The sequence below is a fragment of the Pedobacter sp. genome, from assembly GCF_035317785.1.
Classification (GTDB): domain Bacteria; phylum Bacteroidota; class Bacteroidia; order Sphingobacteriales; family Sphingobacteriaceae; genus Pedobacter.
Genome location: NZ_DATHGC010000398.1, coordinates 1 through 17556 on the forward strand (window position 1 = coordinate 1; position 17556 = coordinate 17556).

General features: G+C 44.9%; 20 protein-coding genes, 1 tRNA gene and 1 pseudogene. 13 read left to right on the forward strand and 9 right to left on the reverse strand.

Features of this window, described 5'->3' with window-relative positions:
* Nucleotides 1-316: sensor histidine kinase (locus VK541_RS25110; protein ID WP_324373392.1), on the forward strand; the 316-nt coding region annotated here is incomplete at its 5' end.
* A 4-nt stretch (nt 317-320) separates the two neighbouring features.
* Here VK541_RS25110 and VK541_RS25115 read toward each other — a convergent pair.
* From VK541_RS25115 to VK541_RS25130, 4 genes are all read right to left on the reverse strand, one after another.
* Entirely contained in the window at nt 321-998 is a 678-nt protein-coding gene (locus tag VK541_RS25115) for an ATP-dependent Clp protease proteolytic subunit (RefSeq protein WP_324373394.1), read from the reverse strand.
* 90 nt (nt 999-1088) lie between these two features.
* A complete protein-coding gene (locus tag VK541_RS25120) occupies nt 1089-1361 on the reverse strand; it encodes a hypothetical protein (protein ID WP_324373395.1) in 273 nt (90 codons plus the stop codon).
* The gene (locus tag VK541_RS25125) at nt 1342-1905 is read right to left on the reverse strand and encodes a sigma-70 family RNA polymerase sigma factor (protein ID WP_324373396.1); all 564 of its coding nucleotides are present in this window, start codon (nt 1903-1905) and stop codon (nt 1342-1344) included. Before VK541_RS25125 ends, VK541_RS25120 begins: the two co-directional genes overlap by 20 nt.
* A 155-nt stretch (nt 1906-2060) precedes the next feature.
* Nucleotides 2061-3173, reverse strand: coding sequence for a PQQ-dependent sugar dehydrogenase (locus tag VK541_RS25130; RefSeq protein WP_324373397.1), 1113 nt, complete (start codon nt 3171-3173; stop codon nt 2061-2063).
* A gap of 157 nt (nt 3174-3330) precedes the next feature.
* Between VK541_RS25130 and VK541_RS25135 the strand changes: the two genes are divergently transcribed.
* Nucleotides 3331-4656: a DUF4038 domain-containing protein gene (locus tag VK541_RS25135; protein ID WP_324373398.1), complete on the forward strand. Its 1326-nt coding sequence runs from the start codon at nt 3331-3333 to the stop codon at nt 4654-4656.
* A 211-nt stretch (nt 4657-4867) separates the two neighbouring features.
* Nucleotides 4868-5326 (forward strand): MaoC family dehydratase, encoded by a 459-nt coding sequence (locus tag VK541_RS25140; protein WP_324373399.1) that lies wholly within the window; start codon nt 4868-4870, stop codon nt 5324-5326.
* Nucleotides 5327-5493: 167 nt separating this feature from the next.
* Here the strand turns inward: VK541_RS25140 and VK541_RS25145 are convergent.
* Nucleotides 5494-5567: transfer RNA gene (locus VK541_RS25145), tRNA-His, on the reverse strand.
* Between the two features lie 175 nt (nt 5568-5742).
* Here VK541_RS25145 and rnhA point away from each other — a divergent pair.
* The 9 genes from rnhA to VK541_RS25190 all read left to right on the forward strand — a co-directional run bounded on the left by rnhA (nt 5743) and on the right by VK541_RS25190 (nt 11859).
* A complete protein-coding gene (gene rnhA / locus VK541_RS25150) occupies nt 5743-6207 on the forward strand; it encodes a ribonuclease HI (protein WP_324373401.1) in 465 nt (154 codons plus the stop codon).
* 71 nt (nt 6208-6278) lie between these two features.
* Nucleotides 6279-7001 carry an SDR family oxidoreductase gene (locus VK541_RS25155; RefSeq protein WP_324373402.1) on the forward strand — a complete coding sequence of 241 codons (723 nt, stop codon included), beginning with the start codon at nt 6279-6281 and terminating at the stop codon, nt 6999-7001.
* Between the two features lie 16 nt (nt 7002-7017).
* Complete coding sequence (locus VK541_RS25160) at nt 7018-7566, forward strand: hypothetical protein (RefSeq protein WP_324373403.1); 549 nt, start codon at nt 7018-7020, stop codon at nt 7564-7566.
* Nucleotides 7567-7572: 6 nt separating this feature from the next.
* On the forward strand, nt 7573-7833 hold the full coding sequence (locus VK541_RS25165) for a phosphopantetheine-binding protein (RefSeq protein ID WP_324373404.1): 261 nt from the start codon (nt 7573-7575) through the stop codon (nt 7831-7833).
* Nucleotides 7834-7835: 2 nt separating this feature from the next.
* Entirely contained in the window at nt 7836-9185 is a 1350-nt protein-coding gene (locus tag VK541_RS25170; RefSeq protein ID WP_324373405.1) for a beta-ketoacyl-[acyl-carrier-protein] synthase family protein, read from the forward strand.
* A gap of 2 nt (nt 9186-9187) precedes the next feature.
* Complete coding sequence (locus VK541_RS25175; RefSeq protein ID WP_324373406.1) at nt 9188-9997, forward strand: enoyl-ACP reductase FabI; 810 nt, start codon at nt 9188-9190, stop codon at nt 9995-9997.
* Entirely contained in the window at nt 9990-10391 is a 402-nt protein-coding gene (locus VK541_RS25180; RefSeq protein ID WP_324373407.1) for a holo-ACP synthase, read from the forward strand. Before VK541_RS25175 ends, VK541_RS25180 begins: the two co-directional genes overlap by 8 nt.
* Nucleotides 10388-11212, forward strand: coding sequence for an alpha/beta hydrolase (locus tag VK541_RS25185; protein WP_324373408.1), 825 nt, complete (start codon nt 10388-10390; stop codon nt 11210-11212). Before VK541_RS25180 ends, VK541_RS25185 begins: the two co-directional genes overlap by 4 nt.
* A complete protein-coding gene (locus tag VK541_RS25190) occupies nt 11209-11859 on the forward strand; it encodes a lysophospholipid acyltransferase family protein (protein ID WP_324373409.1) in 651 nt (216 codons plus the stop codon). The genes VK541_RS25185 and VK541_RS25190 overlap by 4 nt, the downstream gene beginning before the upstream one ends.
* A gap of 7 nt (nt 11860-11866) precedes the next feature.
* On the opposite strand, the gene VK541_RS25195 is transcribed toward VK541_RS25190, so the two are convergent.
* From VK541_RS25195 to VK541_RS25205, 3 genes are all read right to left on the reverse strand, one after another.
* Entirely contained in the window at nt 11867-13348 is a 1482-nt protein-coding gene (locus VK541_RS25195) for a tetratricopeptide repeat protein (protein WP_324373411.1), read from the reverse strand.
* A 49-nt stretch (nt 13349-13397) separates the two neighbouring features.
* Nucleotides 13398-13829: a hypothetical protein gene (locus VK541_RS25200; RefSeq protein WP_324373412.1), complete on the reverse strand. Its 432-nt coding sequence runs from the start codon at nt 13827-13829 to the stop codon at nt 13398-13400.
* Nucleotides 13830-13894: 65 nt separating this feature from the next.
* Nucleotides 13895-14128 (reverse strand): hypothetical protein, encoded by a 234-nt coding sequence (locus tag VK541_RS25205; protein ID WP_324373413.1) that lies wholly within the window; start codon nt 14126-14128, stop codon nt 13895-13897.
* 100 nt (nt 14129-14228) lie between these two features.
* On the opposite strand from VK541_RS25205, the pseudogene VK541_RS25210 reads away from it, so the two are divergent.
* Nucleotides 14229-16589: pseudogene (locus VK541_RS25210) on the forward strand (GH92 family glycosyl hydrolase).
* On the opposite strand, the gene VK541_RS25215 reads toward VK541_RS25210, so the two are convergent.
* The coding region (locus VK541_RS25215; protein ID WP_324373414.1) for a sugar porter family MFS transporter at nt 16590-17556 on the reverse strand (967 nt) is incomplete at its 5' end.

A 17556-nucleotide genomic window follows, 5' to 3' on the forward strand; every position in this document is an offset into this window, starting at 1 on the left:
CCACGTACTGATGAACTTGCTCAGTAATGCCATCAAATATTCTCCGGGAGGCGGCACCATCACACTTGGCTGCACCGTGAAGCAGAGAAAAGTAAAAATCTACGTTAGTGATGAAGGCGTGGGCATCAGCCATGCCGACCAGCAAAGGTTGTTTGAGCGGTTCTACAGGGTAAATAATGATAAGCTGAGGTCTATCTCAGGTTTTGGCATCGGGTTATTCCTGGCATCGGAGATCCTGCGTTATCACAACAGTAAGATCCAGGTAGAAAGCAAGGAAGGGCTCGGCTCAACCTTTTACTTCTACCTGGACCTGTAAAAAATCAGCTCAGAACTTCATCGATCATACCAAATTTCTGAGCTTCCGGCGCGGTCATCCAGTAATCGCGTCCTGCAAGGTCATTGATCTTATCGTAGTCCTGTCTGCTATGTCTGGCGATAATCTGATACAGCTCTTTCTGGATTTTCAGTACTTCCCTGATGCTGATGTCCATGTCTGCGGCTGTTCCCTGTGTCCCGCCGGATGTCTGGTGGATCATCACCCTGGAATGTTTAAGTGCTGAGCGTTTGCCTGCTGCTCCTGCACACAAAAGCACCGATGCCATAGACAAAGCGACTCCGGTACAAATGGTAGCTACATCGGGGGAGATGTACTGCATCGTGTCGTAAATGCCCAGCCCGGCATAAACTGAGCCGCCCGGCGAATTGATGTACAACTGTATGTCCTTAGCAGCGTCTGCCGACTGCAGGAAAAGCAGTTGCGCCTGGATCACATTGGCAATCCTGTCGTCTATGGGTTCTCCGATAAAGATCACCCTGTCCATCATCAGGCGGGAAAATACATCCATTTGGGCTACATTCAGCTGGCGTTCTTCTATGATGTAAGGTGTCATGGCCCTGGGGTCTGCATGTGCTGATGTACGGGAGATGTAGTCGTTGAGGTAGCTGCTGCTGATTCTGTGGTGCTTTACTGCGTAAAGACGAAATTCATTAGTGTTCATAGGGTCTGATGTCTATTTAAATATTGCGCATAGCGCTGCCTGTACCTCTTTTTGAGGTATTATATTGAATCATTAATTAAAGCGGATTGCCTATCGGCCGAACAGTTTCAGGATCTTCTGTCTGAACGATTGATGGGGTGTTGCAGGAGAGAAAAGCGCCTGGTGCACCTGTTCTATTTCTTTTTTGAGCTGCTGCCTTCCGTAAAGCTGCACCAGATGATAGGTTTTCTGCTGCCAGTACATATTTTGCTTTAAGTCCGGCTGTAAAATCAGCCTGGCTTCAAACAGCAGGCGCTCTTCTGCAGGAGTTTTGCCCAGCAAGTGCGCTTCAATCAAACGGGTCTCATTCGATGATGTCTTCATATTGCAGGGCTCTTTGTTTAACTGTTTCTTTCACTTTTTCGAGACATTTGAACTTTTGGGCCGTTGCCGATCGTGCGCCCGAAAAGCCAAACCGTCTGGCCAAAGTTTCCATGTCCAGATTTTCATAGTAAAATGCGCTCAGCAGCCGCATACATTTTTCTCCTGCTTTGGCAAGCAGATTGAGCAGCCTGATGGAGGATATTTCTTCATATGGTGAATCGGCAAGACCCTGATTTTCATCCAAACCATCATCCAATTGATCAAGAGAGACTTCTTTGCTGTTTTCTTTATAGCGCTTGTTCCAAAGGTGCCTGGCGATACCGAACAGGTAAGCCTTCTCCCCCTGCTTCAGCGCTATCTTAGCTAACCTGGTCTTTTCATAATAGATCAGCAGTGCATCCTGGAAAACATCTTTTGCTTCTTCAAATGTGCCGCCCATTTTGCTGATGTGCCTGGCAACGGCCGGAAAGGCTTCCAGATAAAGCGACATAAACATTGCTTCTCTGTCCGGCTGCTGTTTTTCGTCAACGATCATTGGATTCATCTTAAGCTTTTAATAGTATGTGGCGGTTTTAAATCAAATATCACCCGGAGATTATAAAAAATATCAGCATTCTAATTTACGAATTTGAGAGATTATAAAAAAGCCCGCAAGCCTAATGGGCTCCCGGGCTTTTAAAAATTAGCTTTTTGGCCGACTTATTTCTTAGGAATCAGTCTCAGCAATGTGCCTGTAGCCCCTTCTGTAAGCACGTAGATATAGCCGTCCGGACCTTCCGTGGCGTACCTGAAACGGCCCGTCCCCTGGAACATCCTTTCTTCAGATTTAAATGCAGTGCCGTCGAGGGTAACCTTATTGAGCAGGGAATATGCAAGTGCACTGACCAGCAGATTACCTTTCCAGCCAGGATATTTGTCCCCGGTCACAATGCTTAAACCGCATGGACCGATTGAGGGCACCCAATAGTGTTTAGGATTTTCTACACCCGGCAGTTCTTTATCTGGTGTCAATATGGTACCATCATAGTTGATCCCGTAAGATGCCTTAGGCCAGCCATAGTTTTTGCCTTTTTCGATAAGGTTCAGCTCATCTCCGCCTTTAGGTCCGTGCTCCACTTCCCAGATCCTGTCATTGACCGCATCGTAAACCATTCCCTGCGGGTTGCGGTGGCCATAGGTCCAGATAGAGCCGTGTGCGCCCTCTTTTCCCACAAAAGGATTATCTGTCGGGACACGCCCATCGTCAAAGATACGGTGAACCTTACCGTGGTCATTGTCCAGTTCCCAGACCTTTGGCTGTGTTCCTCTTTCTCCCACACTTACAAACAGGTATTTGTCTTTATCAAACACCACTCTGCTTCCAAAGTGGAAATCTGCTTTAAGTGCCGGCTTGGCTTCAAAAACATCCTGCTTGTCAATGATCTGGTTGCCTTTCAGTTTGAACCTTACCACAGCTGTGGAAGCAAGATCGCCTACCGGCTTTGAAAAGGTGATGTAGATCCAGCCATTCTTTTTATAATCGGGATGCAATTTAATGTCCATCAGGCCGCCCTGTCCTTTGGCAACTACTTTAGGTACGCCAATAAGTTTTTCCCCGGTAAATTTATTGTTCTTAAACACCAGGATTTCACCGGAGCGATCAGTGATCAGCAAGCGGCCATCAGGCAGCCAGACCATGCCCCATGGATTTTTCAGGCCATTGCCCTCATATAGTTTTTCGGCCGTAACGTCGGATTTAACGGCATCCTGTGCCCTGGCCGGGGGAAATGTGAGTCCGGACGCGAGCATCAGGAAGAAGCAAATTCTTTTCATATTATACATGTGTCAATTATTTTTCTTTTGTGTTATCCACCTGCAATTTATCATTAATGTTTTGCAAAAAACATTCATCACATAAATGTTAGACAAAAAACCCGCTTTCGCGCGCGGCTGGCACAGAGGTTAGCAGATAATTTAGTAATTTAAAGCAATGAAAATACCTGTTTTATTATTGTTGTTTCTGATCTCCAATATCGCCTTTGCGCAGCGTAAAGACTACAGATTCCCTTTAGTGGTATCAAAGGATAAGCGTCACTTAACTGATCAGAATGGCAAATATTTTTTGTATAATGGTGATACGGCCTGGATGCTGTTCCTGAAACTGACAAAGGAGGAAGCGCTGGAATGCCTGATACGCAGACAGGCGCAGGGATTTAACGTGGAGCAGATCATGCTGACCGGATTTGCAAATTTTAATAAAGAAACTCCGGTAAACCGCTATGGCCAAAAACCATTCTTAAACGCAAACGATTTTACCACACCAAATCCTGAATATTTTGATCATGTAGAATGGATAATCAAAAAGGCAGACTCCATTGGATTGGTATTGGCGATCGCCCCGCTGTGGGCGGGATGCTGCGGTGAAGGCTGGGCAGGGAAGGACAAAGCGATGGCAGCCAATAAACCTGAAGGCAATTATAAGTTTGGCACTTATCTTGGCCAGCGCTTCGGCAAATACAAGAACCTGCTGTGGATTATGGGTGGTGACAATGATCCGGGCACTGACAGAGAAAATTACAGACAACTTGCCCTGGGAATTAAAAAATATACGCCTAAACAGCTGATCACTTACCACGCCTCATCTTCGCATTCCAGCACAGATGTACTGCCTGGAGAAACATGGCTTGATTTCAGTATGGTATATACCTATTTCAGAGGCTTCAATAAGGCCTGGACACAGAATCAGCCTGATGTATATGAAGTATCCTGGAAGGAATACAATAAAACGCCTTTAAAAGCATTTATCCTTGGAGAATCCACCTATGAGGGTGAGCATGATGCCTGGGGATCGGCATTGCAGGTGAGAAAACAGGCCTACTGGGCAGTGCTTGGCGGCAGTATGGGTAACGCATACGGCTCACCGCTATGGACCTGCGGCCCCGACTGGAGAAAACATTTGGATCTGCCAGGTGCGGCATCTCTGAAGCATTTCTACAACCTTTTCAACGCACTCAGGTGGGAAAAACTGGTGCCGGATTCTAATAAAGCCATTGCGGTTTCCGGAAATGGTGATTTCGCTGTTAATGATTATTCAACGACGGCTATTGCCAATGACGGAAGTTTCTCTGTGTCTTACCTTCCAGGTCCGAGAACACTTTCCATAGATTTAAGTAAATATAAAGCCAGGCGGCTGACAGCGAGCTGGCTCGAACCTGCTACAGGAATAATACGACAGAAAGACAAGATCACTTTTAAAGGAATCCGGAAGTTTACCCCGCCAGCCGGTTTACATGACTGGGTGTTGATGATCCGCTGAGTCCCGGTGTCATCCTTAAGGTCTCCCGGAATTTAAAGATGCTCAGGCCAGCTGCCATCACCAGGCCATGTTCAGGTTTTGTCCTGATGTTGCTGAAGAGAAAAATATGTCTTTCTCTTAGTGAATTAAGCTAAAACTTATATATTTATGAATGGCTGGTTAAGGAAGAAATGGTTTTTTTCCGGATTGGTTTAACCGATAACAAAAAAATATGCTGATAATCAACAGTTTTGAAGAATATGCGTCGCTTTTAGGCAAAGAAATAGGTGTTTCTAATTGGCATAAAATAGATCAGGAACAGATTAATAAATTTGCTGATGCAACGTTGGATCATCAGTGGATACATGTAGACAAGGAAAAGGCTGAAGCTGAGGGACCGTTTAAAGCCACCATCGCACATGGCTATTTAACTTTGTCATTAATTCCATACTTATGGAAGCAGATTGCAGATGTCCGCAACATTAAAATGGAAATAAACTATGGTATTGAGAGTTTCAAATTTGGCCAGGCGGTCCTGGTAGACAGTGAAATCCAGCTAAAGGCTAAACTTAAGTCAATAGCAAATTTGAGAGGAGTTACCAAAGTGATTATTGAAGCCACACTGATCATCAAAGATCAGCCGAAACCTGCTTACACGGGTAGTGTGGTATTTCTTTATCATTTTATTTAATCTGAGCTGGCAGGTACGGATTATTCTCTAAGTTACCTTCCTTAGCAGCGGTGATACTATAGAGACTGTTCCATCGTCTAAACAAAAAACCGGAACTATAGAAGTTGGCTTGGGAGGATGATCGCAAACAAAAAAAGCAGCTCTTTTCAGAACTGCTTTAAAACCTGGGTGGCTGATGGGGCTCGAACCCACGACCCTCGGCACCACAAACCAATACTCTAACCAACTGAGCTACAACCACCGTGTTTTTTCAACGCTACAAAAGTACGATTTAAAACATTTTATTCAAATATTTTTAAATTTTGCTTTACGATTTCTTTTAACCGATTAAATTTCAGTTGGTTTACTTTCTGTTTTAGTATTAAATGGATACAGAAAATTGCATTTAACGCTTAAAAAGCTAGATTTGCGTACATATGATCGAAATTTATACTGACGGAGCAGCTAGCGGAAATCCCGGCCCGGGAGGATACGGAGTTATTTTAAGGTCCGGTCAGCACTATAAAGAGATCAGTGGCGGCTTCAGGCTCACCACAAATAACAGGATGGAACTCCTTGCGGTGATTGTAGGGCTGAAGGCCTTAAAAGCGCATGGACAAGAAGTAACGATTTTCTCTGATTCTAAATATGTGATCGACTCTGTAGAGAAAAAATGGGTATTTGGCTGGGTAAAGACCGGCTTCAAGGGCAAAAAAAACAAAGATCTCTGGATACAGTTCCTCAACGTCTATAAACTGCATTATGTGAATTTCGTTTGGGTAAAAGGCCACAACAACCATCCGGAAAACGAACGTTGTGATGTACTTGCAGTTGCTGCCTCGAAAAATAAGGCAGCACTGGCAATTGACACCGAATTTGAGGCGGTCAAAGACGCTATTTAGAAATCTTTACTACATAATTTAAAAAAAATAAGCATATTTAACCATTAGTTATTGATAAATTAAAACGCTACATGACGAATAAAAAGATATTAATAACCGGAGCTAGCAGAGGTCTTGGTTTAGCAATATCTAGGAAACTTTCTTCGCAATATGAACTGATCCTGCATGCGTCAAGCAAAGAAAGCTTTACCACAACCCTTCCAAACAGTCATATCTTATGTGCTGATCTTTCAAATCCTGAACAGGTATCCGATTTTTGCAAGCAATTAAAAAAAGAACATGGCGGCCAGCTTTATGGTGTCATCAACAATGCAGGTGTTACCTTCGACAACTCACTGATATTTCAGCCGGAAAAGGCTATAGATGCCATGCTAAATGTCAACCTGAGGGCCCCGATCATGATCTGCAAAACTGCCATGAAGATTTTTAGCCTTAGTAAGATGGGCGTGATCATCAACATCAGTTCGGTAGTTGGTGAAACAGGCAATGCATTCCAGGCAGTATACGCCTCCACAAAAGCAGGCTTAGTTGCGCTCTCCAGGTCGCTGGCACAAGAGGCCGCTGCTTTGAATGAAGAACATAACATCAGGGTACTCAGCATATCCCCCGGTTTCATAGAAACCGATATGACGGATAAGCTACCGGAAAAAGAAAAGGAAAAGTATTTAAAAATGATCCCGTCAAAAAGATTTGGTAAAGCAGAAGATGTCGCAGAATTGATTTCTTTTCTGTTATCCGAGCAGTCCGCTTATATCAACGGGACAAATATTCACATTAACGGAGGCCTGGCCTGATCAAGATACACTATATATGAATAACCTTTTAGGAATATCCCCGGCAGGTTTACTAATCCACGGACCAAAAAAAACACTTTTAAATGCTTACCACTGGCATTTGCCTGATACCGGGATTGTGGCCAGCTATTCCCCTACCGCAAGAGATGTAGAAGATCACTTCGGAGTTTTCAGGGGTGTAGATCAGATCGAGGCATTTGCCCAGGCCACCATCGTATCCTGCAGCGGCTTTTTAGAATGCATCAAGCAAAAATGTGATCCTGAATACCTTAAAGCCAATTTTATTCCGCTGTTTATCAGTATTGGACAGGTCAATTTCAGAAGCTATCTCGAAGAGGGCGATGTGTTCATCAGCATGGGAAAGATCACTTTCTACAAGTTCAGACAAATGACCTGTGACGGCAGAATTTACAAAGTACCTAAAGGTTTGGACCTTGATGCGTATTTTAGCAATTATACTAAGGAACAGTTTCTAAATTATGAGCTGGGTGAAGGCTTCACGCTGATCGCAGAGCTGTTTGAGGTAACCGGAAAAGGAATGAAAAGAGATAAAATAACAAGATAACCCCATATGGAAAGACAAGAAATTATTGACGGATTAGTAGAGATCTTAAAGACCGTAAGAACAATAGACCAGGAAAAACTGCAAAACGTAACCGAAGAAACAGATTTCATAGCAGACCTCAAAACCCCGTCAACAGAAATGATCAATATCGCTGCGAAAGCCGAGCAGAAGTTTGATGTCGAGTTTGAAGATGATGACATCGACGACCTGGGATCAACGGTTAAAGATATTGTTGACCTCATCATCAGAACTAAAGAAAGGGCATAGCGATGGCTGCAGAAGGAAGAAGAGTAGCGATAGTAGGTATGGGCGGAGCATTCCCTAACTGTAAGGATCTGAATGAGTTCAAACAAAAACTATTTGCCGGTGAAAGCCTGATCAGGGATTGGGATGAAGCCATGGCACATGGAAAAAATATCCGCTCTACAGTTTCCGGTTATATTACAGAGGCTGAAATGGGCCTTGAAGCGATCTACTCTACCCTTGCTGCAGGATATCCTGAAACTTATATTGATCACCTCGGCAGAATTCCGGACGGCAATTTATCTACAGCTGATGTGGGCAGTATCTGGTCTATGATCGGGTCACAGGAGGCCATAAAAATGGCTGGCTGGACAAATGCCGAAACAGAATCGGAAGAAACAGGTGTCGTCATCGGATCAGGTGGTGCGGGTCATGTGATCTTAAGAACAGCCTGGCACAACTTCTTCGAATTAAAACGTAAAACCAGAATTGCGGGTTCACATACTGTGGACAGGGCAATGGTCTACCGGGATGCCGCCAATGTTTCTTGTCTGATAAAAAATAAAGGGGTTTGCGAAGCCATCGGTTCTGCCTGTGCAACAGGCCTCGGCAATATTGGCTACGCTTACCGGCTGATCAAATTTGGCATCCAGGATCGTGTTGTGGCCGGCGGAGTGGAAGGAACCTCGCTGGAAACGTTTATTGGCTTTGATGCCATGCAGGTCCTGAGCAAAGGTTTTACCGCCGCCGAAAGCTCCCGCCCTTTTGACACCAGCAGAAACGGTTTTGTCTGTTCATTCGGATGCGGCATCGTAGCATTGGAAGAATATGAAATGGCCAAAGCCAGGGGCGCGAAGATCCTTGCTGTGATCGACAATTACCACAACAATTCTGACGGTGCGGGCAATATGTTCTTTCCTTCTTTCTCCGGTCAGAAACGACTGTGGAAGGGGCTCATCAGCGACCTGCAGATTAAACCGGAAGTAGTAAAGGTCCACGGCACCTCAACCCCTGTCGGGGATGCCATTGAGCTGCTGAGTGTTGTCGACATTATGGGTGAAGAGAGTTACCATATCTCTGCTCCGAAATCACAATTTGGCCATATGCTGGGTGCAGCCGGGGCTGTAGAACTCATTACCTCCATATTGATGCTTGAAAAGCAGCAGGTATTGCCCTGCCTCAATTCAGACGTGTTGAATCCGGAACTGGAAAACTTTCAAAAATCACCTGAATGGGAAGGGCCTGAAAAACCTCTTGAAGGATACAGGCACCTGATCTCAAAAGAAATAGTACACAAGGAGATCAACCAGATCGTTTGTTTAAACTACGGTTTTGGCGGCACCAATAGTGCAATGTCCATCTCAAAACACCAGTAGAAATGATTGACAATAAAAATAAAGTCGCCGTTATTTTCGGGGTTAGAAATGACAGTTCCATCGCTTATGATGTTGCGGTCAAACTCCACCAGTCCGGATGTAAGATTGCGCTGAGCTACGTAGACGATACCAAACTAAACGTATTGTACCTGCTGGATGAACTGGGTATCCCTCAAAAGCTCGCTATGCATGTTGATGTCAGAGATGAGGCGCAGATCACCGCATTCATACAGTACATCCATGCAGAACTTGGCCCAATCGATTATATCCTGCATGGGGTGGCGTTTGGCAGTCAGCAGGTCATGTGCTACAGCTTTCCGGGTAGTGATATACCGGCCCCTAGTTATATCGATATCCCTTTCGAAGATTTCATGGATTCTTTTGATATCAGCGCCTATTCACTGCTTAGGATCGCGCGTGTGGCAGAGCCTTTCCTTGCAGATCATGCTTCCATATTGACACTGACCTACAATGCCTCTCAGCGTGTATTCCCGGGATATGCGGGAATGTCTATCAACAAGGCTGCCCTCGAAAACATCGTACTTTACCTGGCGAGCCACTTCAGGGCTAAGAAAATAAGGGTAAATGCACTATCAGCGGGACTGGTCATGACCACCTCCGCGGGTGGAATAAACGGGGTACGCAAACTTCGTAAAATGGGCAAGGTTACTGCTCCCCTGGGCAATATAGATGCCGGGGATGTAGGCAATTCCGCATTGTACTATTTTTCAGACCTGTCAAAACGAGTAACCGGCAACATCCATTTCGTTGACGGAGGATTTAACATCATGGGGGTCGCAATCGATGAATAGTGAACTGTTGAAATCAATTGAAGGATTGACCGCAGGTCAGAGATTTGCCGTGGGCAATGACCTGGTGTTCATTCCTGATTTTAAACATTCGCTGAACCCGCTGTTCAAAAGCAAAACATATACCGCAGCAGAGATCGCTTACTGTGATCGATTTGAAGATGCATTGCTCCGGTATGCCTCTACCTGGGCAGCAAAGGAAGCTGTATACAAAGCCATCAAACAGATCGATCCCTCGACCTTGCCCTGGTTAAAAATTGAGATCATCCGGGAAAAGATCGGTGGCCGTCCCCATGTCGTGTTTCACCACAGCCCTGCAAATCCATTCCGGGTCAGTTTAACACTGTCACACGATGGTGATTATGCCTGGGCGATAGCCATTGCTGAACTGAAATGACAGAACACTACTTTGAAGACCAGTTTGTAAAGCTGCACTACTATAAATCTGGCAGCGGACCGCGCCATATGCTGTGCTTTCACGGATTTGGGATGCATGGAAAACAGTTTAAGCTGCTGACTGCGCAACTCGGCCACCAATACACTTTCTGGGGGTTTGATCTCTTTTTCCACAAAGAGACCCTGTTAAAAGATCAGCGTCTCGCTACCGTAAAAAAAGGGCTGCAAAAAGCAGAACTTGCAGCAATGATCCTCGCTTTTTGCAAGCATGAACAGATCCGCTCTTTTTCAGTTATCGGATATTCCATGGGTTCCCACTATGCAACAGCTGTTGTCGAAGAACTGCCTGACATGGTTAAAGAATACATTATCGCTGCTCCGTCCTCCATTAATCCGGGTACCCTGATCCGGTTCTTTGGCAAAAATAAAGCCGGCAATAAAATCCTCGAAAAGCTGATGCTCAGTGAAAAAGCGATGATCAGGATCATCAGTTTCTTTAAATGGATCAGGTTCATTGACGCGACCGGAAGAGACATTTTGCACAAGGAGGTCGGCACACCTGAGCTGAGGTTTGCCTTATATGCTTGTTTTACCTACCTGCGCCTGCTGGAAACAGATGAAGACAAACTGATCAGGCTGCTCAATTTACATAAGATCAAAAGTATATTTATATTTGGCCGGTACGACAAAATGTACCTGCCGGGTATCGGAAAGAAATTCTTTTCCAAATTCAAGCCGGATGAAGTGATCGTACTCGATGAAAACCATGAAATGATCAATCTTAATTTTGTAAACAGGCTGGCCCAATCCCTTCTATCATGATCAAAGCAAGACCACTCAGTTCCTTCTTTTTCTGGTGGGGCGCCCTCCTGATCGGCTGGCTGCTCAAAAGACGCTTCAATAAAATCGTCATCAGGGATGCGGCTGTCAAACCTGATCATTCCTACCTGCTGATGTGCAACCATTTCAGTTTTCTGGACGGGCTCCTGGCCTATTACTTATGCCATAAAGCCCTGAAAAAGAAAGACGCAATGAAAAGCCTCTACATCATGGTATTGAAAAAACAGATGCAGAAGAACAAATGGCTCAAATACTGTGGTTGTTTTTCAGTTGAGCCACGAAAGCGCTCCATGAAGCAAAGCTTTGAGTATGCAGCTGAAGTATTGTCCACTCCTGGAAATGTCCTGCTTTTTTATCCGCAGGGAAATCTGGAAAGCATTCAAGTCAGGCATATCCAGTTTGAAGATGGCCTCAGGCAGATCGTTCCGCAAATCCAGGGCAAATGTCAGCTGATCTGGAGCAGCAACCTGATCGAATACTTTGAAAGTACAAAGCCATCCATATATTTCAATATGCTGGACTGCGGCAACAGCGAAGAATTTGATTTTGAAGCATTACAGAAAAAAGTAAACCTGCATCATCGCAGGGCCATGGAAAAAAACATCAGGTTCACCAAAGAACCAGTCTGATCATACACTACTGTTTAATCCTGCTTAGTCCTTCTTTTGCCTGCGTATCAATGCTGTTTTGATATTCGTGATCTTTCATCTTCAGGGTCATGTTGTAGTAAGCAGCGGCTTTTGCATTGTCCTTTTTTTGCTCGTACAGCATTCCGGAAAACAGAGCGGAGTTGGCAGCATAGTAAAAGGCTTCATTCCTGCCCAGATTGATGGCTTTTTGATAATTGGTTATGGCCTCGTTAAATGAATTCATCCGGTCATAGATCCTCCCCAACCTGTAATAGAGCTCTATGTGGTCACGGAGCAGCTTGAGTTCATTTTGATGCTTATCTTTGAGCTCTGCCAGGGCTTTGTTGTAGTAGCCCCCGTCAAAATAAAACCTTGCCCGCAATAGATCTGCATCTGGCTTTGCGTCATTCGCCTCCTTAAGGGCCTGCTTGTCTTTTTCATCAGTGGCGTATCCTTTGGAGCGGACCAGCTTTAAATAATTGGCATAGCCCAGCATATCGCCTTTAAACAGGTAATGATAAGCCAGTTTCAGATAAGTATCCTTGATGTAATTTGTCCCGCGGTAGGCTTTGAGGTAATTGGTCAGATAAACATGTGCATCGCTATCCATACGACACAACTTGGCGTTGCCCAGCAAATATTGGACAGTAGGCATAGGCGTATACTGATTTGATTCAGAAATGCTTTCAAAATAGGTGATGGCAATATCATTATGCCCGGTCTTAAAAGCCACATAGCCCTGCAGATAAGTTTTCAGCATACTCTTATCGTTCATCTCCTTAAGATAGGAATTCAGTTTGGCATAGTTGCCCCGGTTGTGCAGGAGGTCAATGTCCATAAAACACAACAAGAAAATGGCCTCATCATCATAAAAACTGTATTTAGTCCCGGAGATCTGCGATTTGAATGCCTCCAGCTGCCTTACCCCCTTAGCAATGTTGCCCCGCACACCGATCAGGTCGGCTATTCCTTTCAGGTTTGAAGGGATTGCCCCAAAAACTACTTCTATCAATGCCAGGCTCTTTTGGTTCGGAAGAAAATCCCTGAATTTCTCATTGTTCTTTTTCAGCAGGCCCTGGGCTTTCCGCAGGTCCATGGTCGAGGAGGTATAATCTCCGAACTTAGCTTTGAGCAGGCCCCATTGCAGGTAGATTTCTGCCTGGGCAAAAAGATAGTAGGGCGAATTTTCATCGTTATCTTCCAGCGCGTCTATTCTGTCCGATCTGCGCGCTTTGAACTTGTCGTAGTCTGCTTTACTGTCTGAAGTCAGCAAGTGAAAATAATCCACATAGTTCTCCAGCAAAATGGCGATTCCGTTTTGCGGATTTTTACTTTTTTCTTCAGCAATGTATCTTCTGGCATCGTTCAGCCGAAGGTCAAATATGGCTTTGTAGGCTGCCGCTGAATTGGCATCGAATATAAAACTGGCTTTAGCTGAAAATTGAAATAAGATCAGAAATATAGCAGGAAAAAGATATTTAACGGGCATGCAGGTTTTCGTAAAGTTGATTTTCAACGCATTCAAAAGTAGGTAAAAATTATTTATATAGTTTCTGTACGGATTCGATAAAGTAGCTGCTGCGCTTTGATTTGCCGGTCTCTTTACGCTGAACCTGTTCACCTGATCCTTTATTTTTCTTTTGCTCATACACTTCGAAATGCCGGGAAAGCTCATTGTTCCTTCTCCATTTCAGAAAATCAAAGCTATAGGCCCTGGATTCTTTTACAATGGCTTTGAGCTTTGCTTCCGGAATTTTTCCAACCAGGCTTTCCGGATGTACCCCGCACCTGTATAACACTTCATTTTTTATAATATTGCCCACACCGCTAAAAATATTCTGGTCCAATAAAACATCTGCTATCTGCTTATCGCCAAGTTCGCGAAGCCTTTTCAATGCTTTAGCAGGTTTCCAGCTATCCCCCATCACGTCAGTTTCCCAATCATAGACCTCATCAAGCGGCTGATCCAAACGCTTTACCGTACATACATAAAAATACAGGTCATCGTCATTGAAATGAAAAGCTATTTTGGGGTTTACTTTTTTGGTTCATGCAGCTGATAACTGCCAAAAAGACCAAAATGTATCCTGATGGTAAAGTCAGAAAAACAAATTAAAAAATGCTTGCCCCAGGATTTAAAATCAATGATTTTCCGGTGCTCAAAAGCACCCATCTCCAGATCGGCGTATCCTGATGCTTCAGCTACAATCTTCTGTTTAAGGTAATTAACCTTTTCTTTTAGAATAACGATGGATGGTCCCTCAGGCATTTTTAGTTTTATTAGGAAACAGGCCTTATGACTAAAAGTTTTTCTTAAATTGAAGAATAATGTTATATGTTTGTACATGTAACATTTAAATGAGCCCATAATGTATATACATATAAGTCACTATTTTTTATTAGCGCTTACTGTAATTTGCGTTTCTTGCGGTGTACCACGGGAAAATGTTTTGAAATATGTAGATCCCAATATTGGTACGGCACACAGCAGATGGTTCTTTTATACGCCTGCGGCGTTGCCGCATGGCATGGCCAAGCTTGCGCCCTCCACCAATGGTCATTATGGCAATCCGTCCGGCTGGGAGGCTGTAGGCTATGACACCAGGCACAACTCTATAGAAGGTTTCGTACACTTTCATGAGTGGCAGATTGGCGGCGTATCGGTAATGCCGGCCACAGGGGTACTCAGGGTAAAGCCAGGGCAGCTGGATGGACCAAAAGATGGTTACCGCTCCGCCTTTGACCATAAGAATGAACTGGCTCAGCCGGGATACTATAAAGTCCTGCTGGACAACTACGGCATCACCGCCGAACTGACTGCCACTGAGCGGGTAGGCTTCCACCGGTATACTTTTCCGAAAAATGAAATGTCCAGGATCATTCTCGATATTGGGAATAAACAGGGAGAAAGTGATATCGTTCGTGATGCTTCGGTAAAGATGGTTGATGACACACATTTTGAGGGTTTTGTGACTACCTACCCCCGGTACATCAAAAAATACGACCCCAGGGGTAAAATTTCTATGTATTTCTTTGGTGAGGTCAGTAAGCAACCCAGAAATACCGGTTCATTTAACGACAAAGGCATTCAGCAAAACAGCAGCAGCACCAGCGGAAAAGGTGCCGGACTGTTCCTCGAATATAAAACTGAAGACAAAGAGATTATAGAACTGAAGATTGGCCTGTCCTATACCTCAACACAAAACGCCAAAGCAAACCTGGCTGCAGAAGCCGGCACACTTACTTTTGACAGAGCAAAGGAAAAAGCACAGGAGATCTGGGCAAAGGAACTGGGCAAGTTATATGTAACCGGAACCGACCAAAACGACAAGGTCAAATTTTATACAGGTCTGTATCACGCTTTATTGGGCAGAGGTATAGCGAATGATGTCAACGGCGATTTCCCAAAATTCGGAACTGATTCCATAGGCCATCTACCGCTCGACGTGCAAGGAAAACCTAAATACAACTATTACAACACAGATGCCATTTGGGGTGCATTCTAGAACCTGACGCAGCTCTGGGCACTGTCTTATCCGGAACGTTACAAAGACTATGTACAGACCCAGCTTGAGGTCTACAAAAACAGAGGCTGGTTTGCTGACGGTGTATCCAACGGTCAATTTACCTCCGGCGTGGGTACAAATTTTGTAGGCCTTGCAATAGCTGCTGCCTACAATTCGGGTATCCGTGACTACGACACAGACCTCGCTTATAAAGCCATCAAAGAAAACGAGGTCAGCTGGCAGAACAGACCTGTAGGGTCCGGAAAATTGGATGTTAAGGCTTTTATGGAACGTGGGTATGTTCCCTTTCTTGAAGCCGATCAAACAGACTCTACCGGTTCCCGGTTTTCTGCTTCGCACACCATGGAATACAGCTATAGTGCCTTCGCACTGGCCCAGATGGCGAAATCATTGGGCAAAACCGCCGATTACAACACCTTTATTCAAAAATCCAACGGATGGAGCTTGCTGCTGAATCCACAAAGCAAGCTTATCCATCCCAAAAGGGCCGACGGTTCTTTTATCGGCAAATTTGATCCGTTCCAGCCCTGGCGGGGTTTTCAGGAAGGTAATGCGGTTCAGTACAGTTTCTATGTTCCGCAAAACCCATACGGACTGATCAAAGCAATTGGTCAGACTGAATTTAATACTGCCTTAAACAGCATCTTCGAAACCGCACAGAAAAATGACTTTGGAGGTGGTAAAACAATTGATGCCTTCGCCGGTATCAAATCCAATTACAACCATGGCAATCAGCCAAATCTGCACGTCAGCTGGCTGTTCAATTTCTCAGGTAAACCCTGGTTTACGCAGAAATGGACACGGGCAATCTGCAATGATTTTTATGGCACGGAAAGCATTCACGGGTATGGCTACGGACAAGATGAAGACCAGGGGCAGCTGGGCTCATGGTACGTCATGGCCGCATTAGGACTGTTTGACGTAAAAGGTTTAACAGACCTGAGGCCAATTATCCAGTTCGGAAGCCCGATGTTTCCGGTGGCATCGATAAGACTTGGAGACGGAAAACCCCTGCTGATAACCACAAGTAATAATTCAGCAGAGAATGTTTATATCCAGTCGGCAACCTTTAATGGAAAGAACCTGGACAACTGCTGGATGTACAGGGATGAACTGATGAAAGGCGGGCACCTGAAATTTATAATGGGCAGGCAGCCAAATACAAAATGGGGAGTAGAGAACCCTCCCCCATCTGCACAGTAATTACTTCTTCTCTCCCCAAAAGGATTCAATCTCCTCAAGTGATTTGCCTTTGGTTTCAGGCAAAAGCTTGTAAACCGTAATGAACGCAACGAAGCAAAAGAAGGCGAACACCCAAAAGGTAGCTGCCGTACCGGCTTCCCGCAATAATATCGGGGTTACCTGGCCCATGATCGTATCGGCCACCCACATGACCATGATACTGACCCCCATGGCCTTACCACGGATCCTTGTAGGAAATATCTCTGAAGCCACTACAAATTTCAGCGGACCAATAGAAAAAGCAAAACAGGCCAGGAATAGGGTTACGCTCACAATCAGCAAAATACTGCTGGTCATTCCCAGGTAGAACAAGATACCGGTGATCACCAGGCTGATGGTAGCGCCGATCGTTCCGGCGATGTAAAGCGGTCTTCTGCCCCATTCGTCGACCTTCCATATGGCGATAAATGTAAAAACCAGATTGGCCACGCCAAATATGATCTGTCCTAAAAAGGAATTGCTTAGTGCGATGCCCGAATCATTCAGGATAGAGGGGCCGTAATAAATGATGGCATTGATCCCGCTCAGCTGCGAAAACAAAGGCAGCAGGATACCCAGCAGCAAAGCTTTGCGAAGCCTGGGCGTAAACAATTCCTTGTAAGAGCCCATATCGTTGCTGTCTTCCCGCTCTGTATCCACCCCTTCCACATTGCCGTTGTTGATCTTTTTAAGAATGTCCAGTCCCTGTGCCGTGAAGCCCTTCCTGATCAGCCACCGTGGACTTTCCGGAACGAAAAACAAACCGATCAGGAACAGCAGGGCCAGTACCGTACCGATGCTGAACATACCCCGCCATACTTCACTGATATAGATGAGGTCAAATAATCGCGGCGCAGCTGAAGCAACATGATGCTCAGCATAATTCAGCAACAACGAATTGGTAACATATGCCAATAATATACCTGCTGTGATGGCCAGCTGATAACAA

Coding starts and splice junctions, on each gene's coding strand:
- VK541_RS25185 (WP_324373408.1), top strand. CDS start 10,388: ATGACAGAACACTACTTTGAAGACCAGTTTGTAAAGCTGCACTACTAT.
- VK541_RS25125 (WP_324373396.1), bottom strand. CDS start 1,905: ATGAATCCAATGATCGTTGACGAAAAACAGCAGCCGGACAGAGAAGCA.
- VK541_RS25170 (WP_324373405.1), top strand. CDS start 7,836: ATGGCTGCAGAAGGAAGAAGAGTAGCGATAGTAGGTATGGGCGGAGCA.
- VK541_RS25140 (WP_324373399.1), top strand. CDS start 4,868: ATGCTGATAATCAACAGTTTTGAAGAATATGCGTCGCTTTTAGGCAAA.
- VK541_RS25180 (WP_324373407.1), top strand. CDS start 9,990: ATGAATAGTGAACTGTTGAAATCAATTGAAGGATTGACCGCAGGTCAG.
- VK541_RS25205 (WP_324373413.1), bottom strand. CDS start 14,128: ATGCCTGAGGGACCATCCATCGTTATTCTAAAAGAAAAGGTTAATTAC.
- VK541_RS25115 (WP_324373394.1), bottom strand. CDS start 998: ATGAACACTAATGAATTTCGTCTTTACGCAGTAAAGCACCACAGAATC.
- VK541_RS25155 (WP_324373402.1), top strand. CDS start 6,279: ATGACGAATAAAAAGATATTAATAACCGGAGCTAGCAGAGGTCTTGGT.
- VK541_RS25130 (WP_324373397.1), bottom strand. CDS start 3,173: ATGAAAAGAATTTGCTTCTTCCTGATGCTCGCGTCCGGACTCACATTT.
- VK541_RS25165 (WP_324373404.1), top strand. CDS start 7,573: ATGGAAAGACAAGAAATTATTGACGGATTAGTAGAGATCTTAAAGACC.
- VK541_RS25190 (WP_324373409.1), top strand. CDS start 11,209: ATGATCAAAGCAAGACCACTCAGTTCCTTCTTTTTCTGGTGGGGCGCC.
- VK541_RS25120 (WP_324373395.1), bottom strand. CDS start 1,361: ATGAAGACATCATCGAATGAGACCCGTTTGATTGAAGCGCACTTGCTG.
- VK541_RS25135 (WP_324373398.1), top strand. CDS start 3,331: ATGAAAATACCTGTTTTATTATTGTTGTTTCTGATCTCCAATATCGCC.
- rnhA (WP_324373401.1), top strand. CDS start 5,743: ATGATCGAAATTTATACTGACGGAGCAGCTAGCGGAAATCCCGGCCCG.
- VK541_RS25195 (WP_324373411.1), bottom strand. CDS start 13,348: ATGCCCGTTAAATATCTTTTTCCTGCTATATTTCTGATCTTATTTCAA.
- VK541_RS25175 (WP_324373406.1), top strand. CDS start 9,188: ATGATTGACAATAAAAATAAAGTCGCCGTTATTTTCGGGGTTAGAAAT.
- VK541_RS25160 (WP_324373403.1), top strand. CDS start 7,018: ATGAATAACCTTTTAGGAATATCCCCGGCAGGTTTACTAATCCACGGA.